We start from the raw sequence: 18511 nt of genomic DNA on the forward strand, positions 1-18511 counted from the left end.
GCACGTGCTTCGCCTTCAGTGAGCACAGGAGGGGAGGTTATCGACGACGGCGCAGGAGTGCTATCACCGCCGCCAGCAGCGTCAGTGACCACACTGGCCAGATGCCAGCCCGCGCATACGGGGTTTCTCCCTGCGTTGGCGTAACCTTGCTGGTCAGCACATCGCGGGTAAACTGCGGCAGCATGGCTTCCACATCACCACTGGCATTGACCACTGCAGTCACACCATTATTAGTGCTGCGCAACAGCGGACGTCCCAGTTCCAGCGCACGCATCCTCGCCATCTGGAAGTGCTGCCATGGGCCGATAGAGTGACCAAACCAGGCATCGTTCGAAACGGTGAGCAGGAAGTTGGTGTCAGGATGGAAGTTGGCCCGCACCTGTTCACCCAGCACGATCTCATAACAGATGGCGCTGGTCAGGTTATAGCCCGCCACGCTGAGTTGCGGCTGGAGGTAGTTGCCACGACTGAATGCCGACATCGGCAGATCGAAGAACGGGGCCAGCGGACGCAGCAGATCGGCCAGCGGCACAAATTCGCCAAACGGCACCAGGTGATTCTTCTGGTAACGATTGCCGCTGAAGTAGTTGTACGGCGCTTTACCGCCCAGCACGATTACGGTGTTGTAATCGTGATATCGGTTCTGCTCCAGCCGGGAGTCCACAATGCCGGTGATCAGCGAACTGCCGCGCTCACGCAGTTCGTCATCCAGCGAACGCAGGAACGGCTGCTGATTACTCTCCAGATCGGTAATTGCCGATTCAGGCCAGATAATAATCGGCGCTTTGCCCATCAGCGGCTGACTCAGACCATTGTAAATGCGCAGGGTAGTGAGCAGCTGCTGCGGATCCCACTTCATCGATTGCGGAATGTTCCCCTGGACCAGCGCCACCTCGACGGCCCGCTCGGGCATCGGCTGAACCCACTGGATGTAGCGCAACGGCCATGGTAGTGCCAGCAGCAGCAGCGCTGCTACCAGACTTCTGACGTTGCGCTGTTGCAGGGCATAAGCCAGCAGGCCAGCCACCACCATCAGAAGGAAGGTCAGCGTCTCTACGCCCGCCAGCGGGGCCAGGCCTTTTAACGGGCCATCGATCTGGCTGTAACCAAACTGCAGCCACGGAAAGCCGGTCAGCACCCAGCCGCGCAGGAACTCGGTGATCTGCCACAATGCCGGTGCCGCCAGCGCCAGGCGCCACAGCGTCGTTCGCGGCCAGATGCGATTCAGTACGCCGGCAAACAGCGCCGGGTAGATCGCCAGATAAGCCGCCAGCAGCGCTACGATAAAGACATTGACCGGGCCAGGCATGCCGCCAAAAGTGGCGACACTGACATAAACCCAGTTGATGCCACTGCCGAACAGACCTAAACCCCAGACAAACCCAATGGCGCTGGCCTGCGGGCTGGAGCGGTTAAGAGTCAGCAGCTGTAAGCCGCACAGCGAGAGCAGTGCAGCGGGCCAGAAATCGTAGGGAGAAAAGGCGAGGGTGCCAAGTGCACCCGTTATTAAAGCCAGCAGCAGGCGAACCCGCTGACGCGGGTAGAGTGAGGCTAAAGCCATAGACTTATTCGTCTTCCAGTTGAGGTTGTGGCGAATTTTCCGGAATAGTCACGTGAACCTGGATGATGCGGCGGCTGTCAGCCATCGCCACCTTGAACTGGTAACCCTCAATCTCGATGCTTTCACCGCGAGCGGGCAGATGACCGAAGCCCTGCATCACCAGACCACCGATGGTGTCGACTTCATCGTCGCTGAACTGGGTGCCAAACACCTCGTTGAAATCTTCAATGGCGGTCAGTGCGCGCACCGTAAAGGTGTGACGGTTGAGCTGACGGATATCACGATCTTCTTCGTCGTCATACTCATCTTCAATTTCACCGACGATTAGCTCCAGGATGTCTTCAATGGTCACCAGACCGGAGACACCGCCAAACTCATCAATGACGATCGCCATATGGTAACGCTGGGAGCGGAACTCTTTCAGCATCCGGTCGACACGCTTACTTTCAGGCACAACCACCGCAGGACGCAGCACTTTCTCAATGCTGAAAGGCTCAGATTCGCTGCTCATAAACGGCAGCAGATCTTTCGCCATCAGAATCCCTTCCACATGATCTTTATCTTCGCTGATCACCGGGAAACGAGAATGGGCGGATTCGATGATGACATCCAGACACTCTTCGAGGCTCTGATTACGTTTCAGGGTGATCATTTGCGAGCGCGGGATCATGATGTCACGCACGCGCTGCTCCGCAATATCCAGTACCCCTTCGAGCATATCGCGGGTGTCCTGGTCAATCAGCTCTTTGTTATTCGAGTCGCGGATCAGCTCCAGTAGCTCATCACGGCTTTTTGGTTCACCGTGAAAGAGTTGGTTGATCAACAGGGAGAAAAATCCCTTTTTACTACTGGGTGCATCGCTGTTTTGAGAATGGTCGTCGCTCATGGCGGTTTTTATAGATCTCTCTGGTGAGGAATAGGTGCTGTCAGTAGCCTGTACTGACAGCAGGATTGCCTGAATTCAGGATTCAGGCGTCTTCTTTCTCCGAAATGTACGGATCAGGATACCCAAGAGCAAGCATTATCTCGGTCTCCAGCCCTTCCATCTCGTCCGCTTCGTCGTCTTCAATATGGTCGTAACCCAGCAGATGCAGCGTGCCGTGTACCACCATATGTGCCCAGTGGGCTTCAGCGCTTTTACCCTGTTCAGCGGCTTCCTGCTCAACGACCTGGCGGCAGATGATCAGATCGCCCAGCAGCGGCAGCTCAATGCCTGGCGGCGCTTCAAACGGGAAGGAGAGGACGTTGGTCGGCTTGTCTTTGCCGCGATAAGTCAGATTAAGCTCATGACTCTCTGCTTCATCAACCAGACGCACCGTGACTTCGCTTTCGGGCTGAAAAGGGGTGACAGCCGCTGACAGCCAGCGATGAAACTGGCTTTCAGCAGGCAGGTCAGCGGTGTTGTCACAGGCGACCTGCAGGTCGAGAATCACCTCGCTCATTTGCTCTCCTGCGTGGCGCTCTGTGCAGCCAGTGCTTCACGTTTACGCTCTTCGGTCTGCTGGTCACGACGGGTCTGATCGGCCGCTTCCCAGGCTTCATAGGCGGTGACAATGCGGGCAACTACCGGATGGCGCACCACATCTTCGCTGTGGAAGAAGTTGAAGCTGATCTCTTCAACGTCCGCCAGCACCTCAATGGCATGACGCAGGCCTGACTTGACGTGACGCGGCAGGTCAATCTGGGTAACGTCGCCGGTAATCACCGCTTTAGAGTTAAAGCCGATACGCGTCAGGAACATTTTCATCTGCTCGATGGTGGTGTTCTGGCTCTCATCAAGAATGATAAACGCATCGTTCAGGGTACGACCACGCATGTAGGCCAGCGGGGCGACTTCAATGACGTTGCGCTCCATCAGCTTTTCCACCCGCTCGAAGCCGAGCATTTCGAACAGCGCATCGTAGAGCGGACGCAGATAAGGGTCGACTTTCTGGCTCAGATCGCCTGGCAGAAAGCCGAGCTTTTCACCCGCTTCGACGGCAGGGCGGGTCAGCATGATGCGGCGAATCTCCTGACGCTCCAGCGCATCCACTGCCGCGGCTACCGCCAGATAGGTTTTACCGGTACCAGCCGGGCCGACACCAAAGGTGATATCGTGGTCGAGCACATTAGCGATGTACTGGGCCTGGTTTGGAGTGCGCGGCTTGATCACACCGCGCTTGGTCTTGATATTGACCGCTTTACCGTACTCCGGCACACTCTCAGCGGTTTGCTCCAGTACCCGGCTCTCTTTGATCGCCAGGTGAATCTGATCAGGCTCGATATCCGGGATGTCGCCACGCACAGGCGCGGTATCGACATAGAGGGTTTTCAGAATATCTGCTGCGGCATTGACGCAAAGTGGACGTCCTGACAGCTTAAAAACGTTGTCGCGACGATTGATCTCAATGCCCAGACGACGCTCAAGCTGTTTTACATTATCGTCGAAAGGCCCACACAGGCTCATCAGACGACGGTTATCAGCCGGTTCAAGGGCGATTTCACGAGTTTCGATATTCAAACGAATCCTTTGGGTCACTCAGGGCCAGTTATGGGATGTGTCTGACGCACCGTTAAGCTTAACCGGATGCACCATAACGAAATTATTTATGCCGTAACGCCTGGGCGCAAGCTTATGGAGAGATATTTGGGCGACACTTTCAGAAAGCAAGTGGTGCAAAGTGAAATTGGCGACAACGCGATGCGCGCTGCCGCACAGTAAAGCGGGCATCACGGCTGGAACAGACTCACGCCGATTTCATTTTCTTTACGGGTACGGGCGATCACGGACGCCGGGCTTTCCGCCATGCGCAGCCCCATCTCTTCTTCAGTACGCACCAGTTTGCCGCGCAGCGAGTTGGTGTAGACATCGACAATTTCAACATCCACAAAGCGGCCGATCATTTCAGGCGAGCCTTCGAAATTCACCACGCGGTTATTTTCGGTGCGGCCAGAGACTTCCATCACGTTCTTGCGGGAGATGCCTTCCACCAGAATACGCTGCACTGTGCCCACCATGCGGCGACTGATCGCCTGCGCCTGCTGGTTAATGCGGTCCTGCAGGATCCACAGACGCTGCTTTTTCTCCTCTTCGCTGACATCATCCGGCAGGTCAGCGGCGGGCGTGCCGGGACGGGCAGAGTAGATAAAGCTGAAGCTGACGTCGAAATTGATCTCGGCGATAAGCTTCATGGTCTGCTCGAAATCCTGCTGAGTTTCGCCTGGGAAACCAATGATGAAGTCAGAGCTGATCTCAATATCCGGGCGCGCCGCGCGCAGCTTGCGGATAATCGCCTTATACTCCAGCGCGGTATGAGCACGCTTCATCAGCGTCAGAATACGGTCTGATCCACTCTGAACCGGCAGGTGCAGGAAGCTCACCAGTTCCGGCGTATCGCGGTAGACCTCAATGATGTCATCGGTGAACTCAATCGGGTGGCTGGTGGTGAAGCGAATGCGGTCGATACCGTCGATGGCGGCGACCAGGCGCAGCAGCTCAGCGAAGGTACAGATTTCACCATCAAAGGTGGCACCACGATAGGCGTTAACGTTCTGGCCAAGGAGGTTAACTTCACGCACGCCCTGCGCTGCCAGCTGAGCGATCTCCAGCAGAATGTCATCGCTCGGACGGCTCACTTCCTCGCCACGGGTGTAAGGCACCACGCAGAAAGTACAATATTTGTTGCAGCCTTCCATGATGGAGACAAAGGCAGTCGGGCCGTCTGCGCGCGGTTCCGGCAGGCGATCAAATTTCTCGATTTCCGGGAAGCTGATGTCGACCACCGGGCTTTTGGTGCCGCGCACGGTGTTGATCATCTCCGGCAGGCGGTGCAGTGTCTGCGGACCAAAAACGATATCCACGCAGGGCGCACGCTGGCGGATATGATCCCCTTCCTGCGATGCCACGCAGCCGCCCACGCCGATAATCACATCCGGGTTGCGCTCTTTGAGTTTTCTCCAGCGTCCCAGCAGGTGGAATACTTTCTCCTGCGCTTTCTCACGAATAGAACAGGTGTTAAGCAGCAGAATATCCGCCTCTTCAGGAACCTCGGTCAGCGTATAGCCGTGCGTACTGTTCAGCAGATCAGACATCTTGGATGAATCATACTCATTCATCTGACATCCCCAGGTTTTGATATGCAGTTTTTTTGTCATCGCGCTAACCATTGATTCAGTGCAGTGAAGTGCGGGGCGCGTATTGTAATGCTTTGATGCTGTTGTGACCAGCCTCAGGGCTTTTCTGCCAGCAATCCGGTTTTCCGGTACACTTTGCTTTATTCAGACCCGTGTTGCGCAGGCTGGCGGGAATAAGAGAGGGACATAAGCAATGCAGGATAATCAGTTTGATGTAGTGATTGTTGGCGGTGGCATGGTCGGTGCGGCGCTGGCCTGTGGACTGACGCAGCAACATTTTCGCGTTGCGGTCATTGAGCGTGCCGAACCCGCGCCTTTTGATGCCGACAGCGATCCCGATCTGCGAATTTCGGCGATTGGGTCATCCTCGGTGGGGTTGCTGAAGCAGCTCAACGTCTGGCCACGGGTAGAGGCGATGCGCAGCGCGCCCTATCGCAGGCTGGAAACCTGGGAGTGGCAGACGGCGCAGGTGAGTTTTGATGCGGCCTCGCTGGGGCTGCCCGAGCTGGGCTTTATGGTCGAGAACAGCGTGCTTCAGCGGGCGCTATGGGAGGAGATGCAGTCGCTGGGCGTGACCTGCTATTGCCCGGCCACACTGGAGAACCTGCAGCCAGAAAATGGCGGCTGGCGCATCGACCTCAACGACGGCGTTGCCTTACACGCCCGCCTGGTGGTTGGGGCTGATGGCGCGAACTCTCAGGTGCGACAGATGGCCGGGATCGGTATTCATGGCTGGAGCTATGCGCAATCCTGTTTACTGATCAGCGTGACCTGCGAACATCCGGCAGGCGATGCGACCTGGCAGCACTTTACGCCTCAGGGACCGCGCGCCTTCTTGCCGCTGTATGGCAACCGGGCCTCGCTGGTCTGGTATGACGCGCCTGCAAGAGTCCGGCAGCTACAGGCGATGCCGATGGCCCAGCTGGAAAAAGAGATAGCCAGCCATTTCCCGGCGCGGCTGGGACGTTTTAAAGCCCACGCGGCGGGCGGCTTCCCGCTGGTACGGCGTCACGCTTCACGGTATGTCCTGCCAGGACTGGCGCTGGTCGGTGATGCCGCGCATACCATTAATCCGCTGGCCGGGCAGGGCGTGAATCTGGGCTATCGCGATATTGATGCGTTGATTAATGTGCTGGTCAGCGCACGCGGTGCGGCGGAGGATTGGGCATCCGAGCGCGTATTGCAGCGCTATCACCGGCAACGTCGTAAAGACAATATGCTGATGCAAGGCGGCATGGATCTGTTCTATTTTGCCTTCAGCAATCAGCTGGCACCACTGCGGTTTGCACGTAATCTCGGATTGATTGCCGCCGAACATTCCGGGGTACTGAAGCGGCAGGTATTGCGCTACGCGCTGGGGTTATAGCAGATTGCGCATGTCGGCTCGCCATACGGCGGGCCTGCAATCAGGAAGGGGAACGACAAAAACAACAAAGCCCGCAAAAGCGGGCCAGGTTGTGCAATTTGGCTGGGGTGCAGGGATTCGAACCCCGGAATGCTGGTATCAGAAACCAGTGCCTTACCGCTTGGCGACACCCCAATAATGGTGTTTTTCAAATTGTCTTTTGTATGGCTGGGGTGCAGGGATTCGAACCCCGGAATGCTGGTATCAGAAACCAGTGCCTTACCGCTTGGCGACACCCCAATTATATGGTGGCTACGACGGGAATCGAACCTGTGACCCCAGCATTATGAGTGCTGTGCTCTAACCAGCTGAGCTACGTAGCCAAATTGTACTGCATTTCAATGATGGCTGGGATACCTGGATTCGAACCAGGGAATGCCGGTATCAAAAACCGGTGCCTTACCGCTTGGCGATATCCCATTCGTCCGTTCTCAGCCTCGAGAATCATCGAAATTGGCTGGGATACCTGGATTCGAACCAGGGAATGCCGGTATCAAAAACCGGTGCCTTACCGCTTGGCGATATCCCATCCACGCTGCCGAATAATGAAATGGTGCGGGAGGCGAGACTTGAACTCGCACACCTTGCGGCGCCAGAACCTAAATCTGGTGCGTCTACCAATTTCGCCACTCCCGCAAAAAAAGATGGTGGCTACGACGGGAATCGAACCTGTGACCCCAGCATTATGAGTGCTGTGCTCTAACCAGCTGAGCTACGTAGCCATCTTTTTTTCGCGTTACCTTCATCGGCGTTGCGGGGCGCATTATGCGGAGTTGACCAGACAGCGTCAACAATTTTTTTACCGTTTTTTGCCAGATAATCGCTGTTTGACTGGCTTATAACCAGCCTGGGTGTTTATTCGGCAATTTTTCAGTGAATACAACGCTAATCGTAAAAAAAATGGGCCGCAGCGGGCCCATTCTGGTTGCTTTCAGCCGGCTTATTTATAGGCTGACTGATGCACACCCACGGCACGACCAGAGGGATCGTCCATGTTTTTAAACGCTTCATCCCATTCAATCGCTTTGGCAGAAGAACAGGCGACCGATGGACCGCCAGGCACACACTCTGCCGCGCTCGCCAACGGGAACAGCTCTTCAAAGATCTCACGATAGAGATAGGCTTCTTTCGAACCCGGCGTGTTGAACGGGAAGCGGAAGTGAGCGGTAGCCAGCTGCTGATCGCTGATTTGCTTCGCAGCCACTTCTTTCAGTGAGTCGATCCAGCTGTAACCCACGCCATCCGAGAACTGCTCTTTCTGACGCCACGCCACGCTCTCCGGCAGGTAAGAGGAGAAACATTCACGCAGAATGTGCTTCTCCATTTTACCGTTGCTGCCACACATTTTATCGGCCGGGTTGATTCGCATCGCCACATCCAGGAATTTTTTATCCAGGAACGGTACGCGGGCTTCAACGCCCCAGGCGGACATCGCTTTGTTGGCACGGGCGCAGTCGAACATATGCAGCGCCTGCAGTTTACGAACGTTTTCTTCGTGGAACTCTTTGGCGTTTGGCGCTTTATGGAAATAGAGATAGCCGCCGAAGACTTCATCTGCGCCTTCGCCCGACAGCACCATCTTAATGCCCATCGCTTTAATTTTACGTGACATTAAGTACATTGGCGTAGAGGCACGAATGGTGGTGACGTCATAGGTTTCAATGTGATAAATCACATCGCGAATGGCATCCAGACCTTCCTGCACGGTGAAATGAATTTCATGGTGTACGGTGCCCAGATGCTCCGCCACAGATTTTGCCGCTTTTAAGTCGGGAGAACCTTCCAGCCCTACCGCGAAGGAGTGCAGCTGTGGCCACCACGCATCACTTTTATCCTGATCTTCAACCCGCTTCGCCGCGTAACGCTTGGTCACGGCTGAAATGATAGAAGAGTCCAGACCGCCTGACAGCAGCACGCCGTAAGGCACATCTGACATCAGGTGGCTTTTCACGGACTCTTCCAGCGCATGTTTCAGGCCAGCGGCGTCGGTGGTGTTGTGCTCAACGTTTTTATATTCCATCCAGTCGCGCTGCCAGTAACGGCGGATCTCGCCATCGGTGCTGGAGAGGTAGCTTCCCGGCGGGAACTCTTTGATTGAACGGCAGGCTGGCACCAGCGCTTTCATTTCTGAAGCAACAAACAGGTTGCCATGCTCATCGTTACCCATATAGAGCGGGATGATGCCGATGTGGTCGCGACCAATCAGGTACGTTTTTTTAACGGTGTCATAGAGGATAAAGGCGAACATGCCTTCCAGCTCATCGAGGAAATCGACACCTTTCTCCTGATAGAGCGCCAGAATCACTTCACAGTCAGAACCGGTCTGAAACGCGTAGCGATCGCTGAGTTCAGCGCGCAGTGCCTGATGGTTATAAATTTCGCCGTTAACTGCCAGTACGTGGGTGCGATCGGCGTTGTACAGCGGCTGTGCGCCATTGTTAACGTCAACAATTGAGAGACGTTCATGCGCCAGAATAGCATGGTCATCGGCGTAGACGCCTGACCAGTCCGGGCCTCGATGACGCATTAAGCGTGAACATTCCAGCGCTTTTTTGCGCAGCTCAACAGGATCGGTTTTCAGATCCAGCACACCAAAAATTGAACACATAACTGACTCCTGAGCTCACCTTACGGCGATGTTATCTTTTGCGTTTGTCCGGCAGCCTGATGCTGCGTGATACATAAGAAAATGCGCTATTTGGTGCATTCAATGCAAGAGGAATCGTGATTTACTGATAAAAAGATTGCTTGTATGGCAATAAAATTGAATAAACGATAATTTTAAAGCTGTTTCGTTAATGGATCAGCAATAAAATAGCTTTTTCGAGCAAAAAACAGACAGTAAAAGTGGGAGATATAGCGCAAAAAGGGGGGACGCATCACAGATTAGCCGGATGCGTCATAAGAGAAATGAATCAGAACAGGTCGATATCGGCCACAGAAGGGTAGATCCAGTCCGGACGGAACGGCATGGCATCGATATCACTCAGCGTCGAGACGCCGGAGAGCACCAGCACCGTCTCCAGACCCGCCTGAAAACCGGCCAGAATATCGGTTCGCAGATTGTCACCGACAATCACGGTCTCTTCCGAGTGGGCCTGCATTTTGTTCAGCGCGGCGCGCATGATGTAGGGGCTGGGCTTGCCGACAACAAACGGGCGACGGCCTGATATCTTCTCAATACCCGCACAGAGTGCGCCACAGGCAGGAATAAAACCGCGCGCATGAGTATCCGGGTTGGTGGCAATAAAGCGGGCGCCATTAGCCACGAAGAAGGCCGCTTTATGCATCATGTCCCAGTTAAACGAGCGCGTCTCTCCGACAATGACAAAATCGGGATTCACATCGGTAATGGTAAAGCCCGCTTTGTAGAGTTCATGAATCAGTGCGCCCTCACCAATCACATACGCCTTTTTGCCCTCCTGACGGCGCAGGAAGTCGGCGGTTGCCATTGCGGAGGTATAGAAAACGGAGTCGGGCACCTCGACACCGGCCGAGGCAAAGCGGTTTGCCAGATCCTGCTCGGTTTGCGAGGGATAGTTCGTCAGCACCACCAGCGGCATCTCTTTGGCCAGAATGCGCTGTAAAAACTCCTGTGCGCCGGGAACGGCCGTGTTGTCGTGCATCAGCACGCCATCGATATCACAAATTACGCTTTTAATGGTCATAGTCAGATCCGATATGGCCCGCCACAGCAGCGGGTTAGCTTAGAGCCTATCCCATTAGGCTATTTAATTTGTCATTCTGAACCTGGGCAGTGCTCACAATCCTCACGTACTACGTGTACGCTCCGGTTGTTCCGCGCTGTCCGTGTCCAGACTGCCTGCACCAATTACGCCTACTGGGATAGGCTCTTAGTCTTCCAGAAGATGTTGCAGCAGAATGCCGTTAAGCATGGCACGTTTAGCGAGCGCAAAGGCGCCAATAGCGGAACGATGATCCAGGGTGGAACGCACGACCGGCAGATTTTTACGGAAGGCCTCTAATGCCTGAGTATTAATGCAGCCCTCAATCGCGGGCAGCAGCACTTTTTCTGCTTCAGTGATCTCACCCGCCAGCACCACTTTTTGCGGATTAAACAGGTTGATCGCAATCGCGATAGCTTTGCCAAGATAACGGCCAACGTACTCAACCACTTCGCAGGCCAGTGCATCACCCTGATTGGCCGCTTTGCAGATGTGGGATATCTGGCACGCCTCCAGCGTCAGTACGCTGGGATAGCCCTGATTCAGCAGATGCCGTACCCGATTTTCAATGGCGCCGTTGGCGGCAATAGTCTCAAGGCAGCCAAAGTTGCCGCAGTGACAGCGCTCGCCAAGCGGGTCGACCTGAATATGGCCGATCTCGCCAACGTTGCCGTTGCTGCCGAGAAAAATATGGCCGTTGGCAATAATGCCGGCGCCCGTGCCCCGGTGTAAACGCACCAGAATTGAGTCAGCACAGTCGCGGCTTGCACCGAAATAGTGCTCAGCCAGCGCCAGGCTGCGAATATCATGACCTACAAAACTGGTAACGTTAAAACGTTTTTTCAGACTGGCGACCAGCGGCCAGCGGCTGACAGAGATGTGTGGCATATAGCGGATCACGCCGTTAATCGGATCAACCAGCCCTGGCAGGATCACTGAAATCGCGATCAGCTCGCGAATTTTACGCTGGTGCTGCTCAATGAAGCTGCTGATGGCGTTAAACAGCGCATGTTCCAGCGTCTCCTGGGTGCGTTCCGGCAGCGCATAATCTTCCTGCGCCAGCGATTTACCGCTGAGGTCAAACAGAGTCAGGGTGGCGTCGTTGCGTCCGAGGCGGACGCCGATGGTATGGAAATGGCGGGTTTCAGTGATAATGGAGATGGCGCGGCGACCACCGGTAGACGCCTGCTGGTCTACCTCTTTGATCAGGCCGCGCTCAATCAACTGACGGGTAATTTTGGTGACGCTGGCGGGCGCGAGCTGGCTAAGTTCGGCAATCTGAATGCGCGATATCGGCCCCTGTTGATCAATCAGCCGGTAAACCGCTGCGCTATTGAGTTGCTTAACAAGATCGACATTTCCTATTTGTGACTGGCCGCCAGTGGTCATTCAGTGCTTACTCGCTCAGGACGTCGTCTCCGTTGACAAACGTCTTTATGATTTTAAAGTCGCGCGTAAACACAGTCAGGTTCGCGATTTTTCCTGCTTCGATCGAGCCTGACTGCCTTTCCACGCCCATCGCCCGTGCCGGGTAGAGTGTTGCCATACGCAACGCTTCGTCCAGTGCGATCCCTGCATGCTCAACGCTGTTTTGTACCGCTTCAATCATCGTCAGGGCAGAACCACTTAATGTGCCGTTTTCGTCGACACAGAGCCCATCGCGATAATAGATTGTTTTGCCTGCAAAAATAAACTCGCTTATGTCCGCGCCAGCCGGTGCAGTGGCATCCGTGACCAGCACCAGTTTGTCGCCTTTGATGCGTTTTGCATTGCGCACGTTAGCGTAATGTACATGTAAACCGTCCGCAATAATGCCGCAGTATACATCAGGCGAATCAAACAGCGCACCGATAAGCCCGGGTTCACGTCCGGCAAAGGTGGGCATGGCGTTGTAGAGGTGCGTCGCGAAACTCACACCAGCAGAAAAGCCCGCTTTAGCCTCTTCATAGGTCGCATTCGAGTGACCGGCTGAGACAATAATCCCGGCATCAGTCAATTGACGAATCACATCGCTACCCGCATTTTCAGGGGCAAGCGTGACTTTGGTGATGACGTCCGCGTTGTCGCACAGGTACTGCACCATTGCCGCATCCGGCAGGCGAATCAGCGCTGGATCGTGGGTGCCTTTTTTCGCTTTGCTCAGCCAGGGCCCTTCCAGATGCAGACCCAGCGCCTGATTCTGATGTTTCTGCAGGTAGGCGCGCATGGTTTCAATCGCCCGCTTCATCAGGGCGTCGCTGCTGGTTATCAGCGTCGGTAAAAAGCTGGTGCAGCCAGACTTTTCATTGGCGCGCTGCATCGTTTCCAGCGTTTCAATGCTGAGCGCCTCAAGGCTGTCATTGAATTGCACGCCACCGCAGCCATTGAGCTGGAGATCGATAAAGCCTGGCGCAATATTCGCCCCCGCCATATCCCGCTGCTCAATATCCGCCGGGAGCGCTTCACGCGGACAGACGCGCGCTATACGCCCATCGGCAACCACCACCGCGTAATTATCCAGAACCTCATGGCCACTGTAGATTCGACCGTTAACTAATGCGTACATCTCTCTTCTCCCGTCCTGGCCTGCTGTCACTCAGCGTAACAGCAGGGCATGACAATGTTCTGTTACACGCCTTTCATATTTTCCGCTTCCATTTCGCGGAAATATTTCACGGTTTTCACTTTCAGTTCCATGGTGGCCGGCTCATCGCACACTACCACCGATTTCGCGTGCAGCTGCAGGCAACTGATGGTCCACATATGATTAACGTTGCCTTCAACCGCCGCCTGTAATGCCTGCGCTTTAACATGGCCGGTAACCAGAATCATCACTTCCTCTGCATCCAGCAGCGTACCGACGCCGACCGTCAGCGCATATTTAGGCACCTGATCAACGTCACCGTTAAAGAAGCGGGAGTTCGCCACGCGGGTGTCATGGGTCAGGGTTTTAATGCGGGTACGGGAAGCGAGAGAGGAAGCCGGTTCGTTAAAGGCGATATGACCGTCGTTACCGACGCCGCCCATGAACAGGTGAATTTTACCCAGCGCGCGAATTTTCTCTTCGTACTGACGACATTCTGCGTCAATATCGGGGGCATTACCATTCAGCAGGTTGATATTTTCCGGTTGAATATCAACGTGATCGAAGAAATTTCGATACATGAAGCTGTGATAGCTCTCAGGATGCTCTTTTGGCAGGCCAACATATTCATCCATATTGAATGTCACGACGTTTTTAAAACTGACCTGGCCCGCTTTGTGCATATCAATCAGGTGTTTGTACGCTTCCAGTGGCGTACCGCCGGTTGGCAGCCCCAGGACAAAAGGTTTATCCGCCGTCGGGTTAAACGCATTGATACGATTAACAATATGTCGGGCGGCCCATTTTCCCACCTGGGTTGGCGTCGCTAAAGGAATCAGTCTCATGTTTCACCTCAATTGAAAATAGAAAGGGGATGGCTAAGCCGTTGCGTGAGTCACCAATCTGAACAGATGATTCATTGTCGCCATGGCCAGCGCATAATTCAATATTTCGGATCATAAAATAAGTTTACGGTCATAGCCAGATGTTGCCGTATGAAACGATGTTTTTTAGTGATAAAAATCACATTTACCAGGCTTTTAATTTGCGAGGCGAATTAATTTATCATTACACTTCGCTGCGTGATATGAAGTGTATTAACGATCTTTGCAGCTGACATAACAACATTAAGCAGCGCAAAGCGACAAGTCAGGCTCATAGGGGGAAGGGGATATGTTAGGTTACTTACAAAAGGTGGGGCGCGCACTGATGGTGCCGGTAGCAACCCTGCCAGCAGCAGCGATATTAATGGGCGTGGGCTACTGGATCGATCCAGACAGCTGGGGCGCAGGTAATGCGCTGGCGGCGTTACTGATCAAATCTGGTGCTGCCATCATTGAAAATATGTCAGTGCTGTTTGCGATTGGTGTCGCGTATGGCATGTCGAAAGATAAAGATGGTGCGGCAGCCCTGACCGGCTTTGTCGGATTCCTGGTAGTCACCACGCTCTGCTCACCGGCCGCGGTGGCGATGATACAGAAGATGCCGGTTGACCAGGTGCCTGTGGCGTTTGGTAAAATTAATAACCAGTTTGTCGGTATTCTGGTCGGTATCCTGTCGGCGGAGGTCTATAACCGCTTCAGCCACGTCGAGCTGCCGAAAGCACTCTCCTTCTTCAGCGGACGGCGACTGGTGCCGATACTGGTCTCGTTCCTGATGATCCTGGTCGCCTTTATCCTGATGTATATCTGGCCGGTTATCTTTAACGGTCTGGTGGGCTTTGGTGAACATATCCAGAAGCTCGGCTCTGCCGGTGCCGGTATCTACGCCTTCTTTAACCGCCTGCTGATTCCGGTCGGTCTGCATCACGCCCTGAACTCGGTGTTCTGGTTTGATGTTGCGGGCATTAATGACATTCCTAAATTCCTTGGCGGTGCACAGTCACTGGCTGACGGATCGGCAACTGTCGGCATCACCGGTCGTTATCAGGCGGGCTTCTTCCCGATCATGATGTTTGGTCTGCCGGGTGCTGCGCTGGCTATCTACCACTGTGCGCGCCCTGAGAACCGCGTCAAAGTGGGTAGTATCATGCTGGCCGCGGCGTTTGCTGCCTTCTTTACGGGTATTACCGAACCGCTGGAGTTCTCCTTCATGTTCGTGGCACCCGTGCTTTATCTGATCCACGCCGTCCTGACCGGTATTTCTGTCTTCATCGCTGCCAGCATGCACTGGATTGCCGGATTTGGTTTCAGCGCCGGGCTGGTGGATATGGTGCTGTCGACCCGTAATCCGCTGGCGACACACTGGTACATGCTGATCCCGCAGGGTCTGGTCTTCTTCGTTATCTATTATGTGGTGTTCCGCTTTACCATCAAAAAATTCAACCTGATGACGCCGGGCCGCGAGCTGGCGGTTGATGGTGATGAAACTGATGGTTATGACGTTAACGTTGATAAAACGGATAGCGGTGAAAGTGCCACAGAGTCACTGGCGCGCCGCTACATTGGGGCGATTGGTGGTTCAGCTAACTTAACCAGCATCGATGCCTGTATCACCCGTCTGCGTCTTAACGTGAATGACTCGGCGCAGGTGAATGAGGCGGTTGCTAAGCGCCTTGGCGCGTCCGGCGTGATCCGTCTTAACAAACAGAGCGTGCAGATCATCGTAGGTACCCAGGCAGAAAGCATCGCCTCGGCCATGAAAAAAGTGCTGACCAAAGGTCCGGTCGCTGCAGCGGCTACCAGCAGTGCGCCGGCCGAGCCGGACGTTAAACCGCAGGCGGTGCTGAACAGTGAGAAGCAGGTCATCGCCACGCTGCTGGCGCCGGTCAGCGGTGAAGTCGTGGCGCTGGATGATGTGCCGGATGAAGCCTTTGCCAGCAAAGCGGTGGGCGACGGTCTGGCGATCAAGCCCAGCGACAAATGGGTAGTGGCACCGATTGCCGGTACGCTGGTGAAAATCTTTAACACCAATCATGCCTTCTGTCTGGAAACCGACAATGGCGTGGAGATTGTGGTGCACATGGGGCTGGATACCGTGGCGCTGGAAGGTAAAGGCTTTACCCGTCTGGTTGAAGAGGGGGCCAGCGTGGTCGCCGGTCAGCGAGTACTGGAGATGGACCTTGAATTCCTTAACGCCAATGCCCGCTCAATGGTGAGTCCGGTCGTGGTCAGCAACAGCGACGATTTCGCCGGTCTGACTTTACTGGCACAGGGTCAGGTAATAGCAGGGGAAACCCCGCTGTATGAAGTGAAAGGCTAATCCCCGCAACAGAACCCCACAGGCAGGAAGCGATTCCTGCCTTTTTTGTTTTAAAGGCTTAACAAACGGTTGTTTCCCTCAGACGCTTTGTGGATCATACTCCGTTACTTCGTGGTACAAATCACCCGTTATTCGTATTGAGGATTTTTGAGATGAGTGAGGCTGAAGCCCGCCCAACTAACTTTATTCGTCAGATCATTGACGAAGATTTGGCGAGCGGTAAGCACAGCAGCGTGCATACCCGTTTTCCGCCGGAGCCCAATGGCTATCTGCATATTGGTCATGCGAAATCGATCTGTCTGAATTTTGGCATCGCCCAGGATTATCAGGGGCAATGCAACCTGCGTTTCGACGATACCAATCCGGTTAAAGAGGATATGGAATTCGTTGAATCCATCAAGCGTGACGTTCAGTGGCTGGGTTTTGAGTGGAGCGGTGAGGTCTGTTACTCATCAAACTATTTCGATCAGCTCTACAACTATGCCATCGAGCTGATTTCCAAAGGACTGGCCTACGTTGATGAACTGAGTCCGGATGCGATTCGTGAATATCGTGGCACCCTGAAAGAGCCGGGTAAAAACAGCCCTTATCGCGATCGCAGCGTGGAAGAGAATCTGGCGCTGTTTGAGAAGATGCGAAACGGTGAGTTTGCCGAAGGCACCGCCTGTCTGCGCGCCAAAATCGACATGGCCTCTAATTTCATCGTGATGCGCGATCCGGTGCTTTACCGCATCAAGTTCGCGGAACACCACCAGACCGGCAATAAGTGGTGCATCTACCCGATGTATGACTTTACCCACTGCATCTCCGATGCGCTGGAAGGCATTACGCACTCGCTCTGTACGCTGGAGTTTCAGGACAACCGCCGTCTCTATGACTGGGTGCTGGACAACATCACAATTCCGGTTCATCCGCGTCAGTATGAATTCTCGCGCCTGAATCTGGAGTATGCGGTGATGTCGAAACGTAAACTCACTCAGCTGGTGACCGAGAAGCACGTAGAAGGGTGGGACGATCCGCGCATGCTGACCGTTTCAGGTCTGCGTCGCCGTGGATACACCGCCGCTTCTATCCGTGAGTTCTGTCGTCGTATTGGCGTGACCAAGCAGGATAACATCGTGGAGATGGCCTCGCTGGAGTCCTGTATCCGTGATGATCTTAACGAGAATGCGCCCCGCGCCATGGCGGTTTTAGATCCGCTTAAAGTGGTGATCGAAAACCTGCCAGCAGGCCATAGCGAAATCGTCACCATGCCAAATCATCCGGGTAAACCGGAGATGGGCACGCGTGAAGTGCCGTTCAGCCGCGAGATCTGGATCGATCGCGCGGATTTCCGTGAAGAGGCGAACAAACAATATAAGCGTCTGGTGCTGGGCAAAGAAGTTCGCCTGCGTAACGCCTATGTGATTCGTGCTGAGCGGGTCGCCAAAGATGAAGCGGGCAACATTACCTGCATCTACTGCACCAGCGATGTTGATACGCTGAGCAAAGATCCAGCCGATGGCCGCAAAGTCAAAGGCGTGATTCACTGGGTTTCTGCGGATCACGCGCAGCCAGCTGAGTTCCGTCTGTATGATCGTCTGTTCAGTGTGCCAAATCCGGCTGCTGCAGAGGATTTCCTGGCGGTCATTAATCCTGAGTCACTGACCATCAAAAACGGCTTTGTTGAACCCAGCCTGCGCGATGTGGAACCAACAACACCGTTTCAGTTTGAACGTGAAGGTTATTTCTGCGCCGACAGCGTTTACTCGAAACCGACGCAACTGGTGTTTAACCGCACCGTCGGTCTTCGTGATACCTGGACCAAAACGGGCGAATAAATTTTTTGGGGCTGACCTCATAAAATGACAAAAGGGCGATTTATCGCCCTTTTTTATTGCCCCGATTTTTACCATCGCCGACGTTTATTCTGCACTAACCACAACCGGTTCAATACCGCCTTGTGGGAGTAATCTGAGTTTAAAAAAATTAATCAATTTCAG

Annotated in this window: 13 protein-coding genes and 7 tRNA genes; 3 read left to right on the forward strand and 17 right to left on the reverse strand. The window is 54.3% G+C overall.

Annotation, left to right across the window (positions count from 1 at the left end; translation table 11 throughout):
• Positions 1 to 37 precede the first annotated feature (37 nt).
• The 5 genes from lnt to miaB all read right to left on the reverse strand — a co-directional run bounded on the left by lnt (position 38) and on the right by miaB (position 5695).
• The gene (gene lnt, locus HFD95_RS04620; protein WP_010258955.1) at positions 38 to 1561 is read right to left on the reverse strand and encodes an apolipoprotein N-acyltransferase; all 1524 of its coding nucleotides are present in this window, start codon (positions 1559 to 1561) and stop codon (positions 38 to 40) included.
• A gap of 4 nt (positions 1562 to 1565) precedes the next feature.
• Complete coding sequence (corC, locus tag HFD95_RS04625; RefSeq protein ID WP_008925004.1) at positions 1566 to 2447, reverse strand: CNNM family magnesium/cobalt transport protein CorC; 882 nt, start codon at positions 2445 to 2447, stop codon at positions 1566 to 1568.
• Positions 2448 to 2529: 82 nt separating this feature from the next.
• Positions 2530 to 3003 (reverse strand): rRNA maturation RNase YbeY, encoded by a 474-nt coding sequence (gene ybeY / locus HFD95_RS04630; RefSeq protein ID WP_132499468.1) that lies wholly within the window; start codon positions 3001 to 3003, stop codon positions 2530 to 2532.
• Positions 3000 to 4061 carry a PhoH family protein gene (locus tag HFD95_RS04635; RefSeq protein ID WP_122459057.1) on the reverse strand — a complete coding sequence of 354 codons (1062 nt, stop codon included), beginning with the start codon at positions 4059 to 4061 and terminating at the stop codon, positions 3000 to 3002. The genes ybeY and HFD95_RS04635 overlap by 4 nt, the downstream gene beginning before the upstream one ends.
• A 209-nt stretch (positions 4062 to 4270) precedes the next feature.
• Complete coding sequence (miaB, locus tag HFD95_RS04640; protein WP_010671281.1) at positions 4271 to 5695, reverse strand: tRNA (N6-isopentenyl adenosine(37)-C2)-methylthiotransferase MiaB; 1425 nt, start codon at positions 5693 to 5695, stop codon at positions 4271 to 4273.
• 172 nt (positions 5696 to 5867) lie between these two features.
• Here miaB and ubiF point away from each other — a divergent pair, with 172 nt between their 5' ends.
• Positions 5868 to 7040, forward strand: coding sequence for a 3-demethoxyubiquinol 3-hydroxylase (ubiF, locus tag HFD95_RS04645; RefSeq protein ID WP_022626049.1), 1173 nt, complete (start codon positions 5868 to 5870; stop codon positions 7038 to 7040).
• Between the two features lie 99 nt (positions 7041 to 7139).
• Here the strand turns inward: ubiF and HFD95_RS04650 are convergent.
• The 12 genes from HFD95_RS04650 to nagB form a co-directional block, all read right to left on the reverse strand.
• Positions 7140 to 7214, reverse strand: a tRNA-Gln gene (locus HFD95_RS04650).
• A 30-nt stretch (positions 7215 to 7244) separates the two neighbouring features.
• Positions 7245 to 7319, reverse strand: a tRNA-Gln gene (locus tag HFD95_RS04655).
• A 6-nt stretch (positions 7320 to 7325) separates the two neighbouring features.
• Positions 7326 to 7402 (reverse strand) — tRNA-Met (locus tag HFD95_RS04660).
• 22 nt (positions 7403 to 7424) lie between these two features.
• Positions 7425 to 7499: transfer RNA gene (locus HFD95_RS04665), tRNA-Gln, on the reverse strand.
• Positions 7500 to 7533: 34 nt separating this feature from the next.
• A tRNA-Gln gene (locus HFD95_RS04670) sits at positions 7534 to 7608 on the reverse strand.
• 22 nt (positions 7609 to 7630) lie between these two features.
• Positions 7631 to 7715: transfer RNA gene (locus tag HFD95_RS04675), tRNA-Leu, on the reverse strand.
• A 9-nt stretch (positions 7716 to 7724) separates the two neighbouring features.
• Positions 7725 to 7801: transfer RNA gene (locus tag HFD95_RS04680), tRNA-Met, on the reverse strand.
• Between the two features lie 218 nt (positions 7802 to 8019).
• Positions 8020 to 9687 carry an asparagine synthase B gene (gene asnB, locus HFD95_RS04685; protein WP_060679662.1) on the reverse strand — a complete coding sequence of 556 codons (1668 nt, stop codon included), beginning with the start codon at positions 9685 to 9687 and terminating at the stop codon, positions 8020 to 8022.
• A gap of 307 nt (positions 9688 to 9994) precedes the next feature.
• On the reverse strand, positions 9995 to 10747 hold the full coding sequence (locus HFD95_RS04690) for an HAD-IIA family hydrolase (RefSeq protein WP_010260664.1): 753 nt from the start codon (positions 10745 to 10747) through the stop codon (positions 9995 to 9997).
• Between the two features lie 186 nt (positions 10748 to 10933).
• Entirely contained in the window at positions 10934 to 12154 is a 1221-nt protein-coding gene (locus HFD95_RS04695; RefSeq protein WP_022626048.1) for an N-acetylglucosamine repressor, read from the reverse strand.
• A 7-nt stretch (positions 12155 to 12161) separates the two neighbouring features.
• Entirely contained in the window at positions 12162 to 13310 is a 1149-nt protein-coding gene (gene nagA, locus HFD95_RS04700; protein WP_167429902.1) for an N-acetylglucosamine-6-phosphate deacetylase, read from the reverse strand.
• A 62-nt stretch (positions 13311 to 13372) separates the two neighbouring features.
• A complete protein-coding gene (nagB, locus tag HFD95_RS04705) occupies positions 13373 to 14173 on the reverse strand; it encodes a glucosamine-6-phosphate deaminase (protein WP_010260676.1) in 801 nt (266 codons plus the stop codon).
• Between the two features lie 328 nt (positions 14174 to 14501).
• Here nagB and nagE point away from each other — a divergent pair, with 328 nt between their 5' ends.
• Both nagE and glnS read left to right on the forward strand, forming a co-directional pair.
• Positions 14502 to 16529 (forward strand): N-acetylglucosamine-specific PTS transporter subunit IIBC, encoded by a 2028-nt coding sequence (gene nagE, locus HFD95_RS04710; protein WP_031293061.1) that lies wholly within the window; start codon positions 14502 to 14504, stop codon positions 16527 to 16529.
• Between the two features lie 152 nt (positions 16530 to 16681).
• Entirely contained in the window at positions 16682 to 18349 is a 1668-nt protein-coding gene (gene glnS, locus HFD95_RS04715) for a glutamine--tRNA ligase (protein WP_010260682.1), read from the forward strand.
• Positions 18350 to 18511 lie beyond the last annotated feature (162 nt).

The organism is Pantoea sp. EKM10T, from assembly GCF_011800685.1.
GTDB lineage: Bacteria > Pseudomonadota > Gammaproteobacteria > Enterobacterales > Enterobacteriaceae > Pantoea > Pantoea agglomerans.

Coding starts and splice junctions, on each gene's coding strand:
- lnt (WP_010258955.1), bottom strand. CDS start 1,561: ATGGCTTTAGCCTCACTCTACCCGCGTCAGCGGGTTCGCCTGCTGCTG.
- corC (WP_008925004.1), bottom strand. CDS start 2,447: ATGAGCGACGACCATTCTCAAAACAGCGATGCACCCAGTAGTAAAAAG.
- ybeY (WP_132499468.1), bottom strand. CDS start 3,003: ATGAGCGAGGTGATTCTCGACCTGCAGGTCGCCTGTGACAACACCGCT.
- miaB (WP_010671281.1), bottom strand. CDS start 5,695: ATGACAAAAAAACTGCATATCAAAACCTGGGGATGTCAGATGAATGAG.
- ubiF (WP_022626049.1), top strand. CDS start 5,868: ATGCAGGATAATCAGTTTGATGTAGTGATTGTTGGCGGTGGCATGGTC.
- asnB (WP_060679662.1), bottom strand. CDS start 9,687: ATGTGTTCAATTTTTGGTGTGCTGGATCTGAAAACCGATCCTGTTGAG.
- HFD95_RS04690 (WP_010260664.1), bottom strand. CDS start 10,747: ATGACCATTAAAAGCGTAATTTGTGATATCGATGGCGTGCTGATGCAC.
- HFD95_RS04695 (WP_022626048.1), bottom strand. CDS start 12,154: ATGACCACTGGCGGCCAGTCACAAATAGGAAATGTCGATCTTGTTAAG.
- nagA (WP_167429902.1), bottom strand. CDS start 13,310: ATGTACGCATTAGTTAACGGTCGAATCTACAGTGGCCATGAGGTTCTG.
- nagB (WP_010260676.1), bottom strand. CDS start 14,173: ATGAGACTGATTCCTTTAGCGACGCCAACCCAGGTGGGAAAATGGGCC.
- nagE (WP_031293061.1), top strand. CDS start 14,502: ATGTTAGGTTACTTACAAAAGGTGGGGCGCGCACTGATGGTGCCGGTA.
- glnS (WP_010260682.1), top strand. CDS start 16,682: ATGAGTGAGGCTGAAGCCCGCCCAACTAACTTTATTCGTCAGATCATT.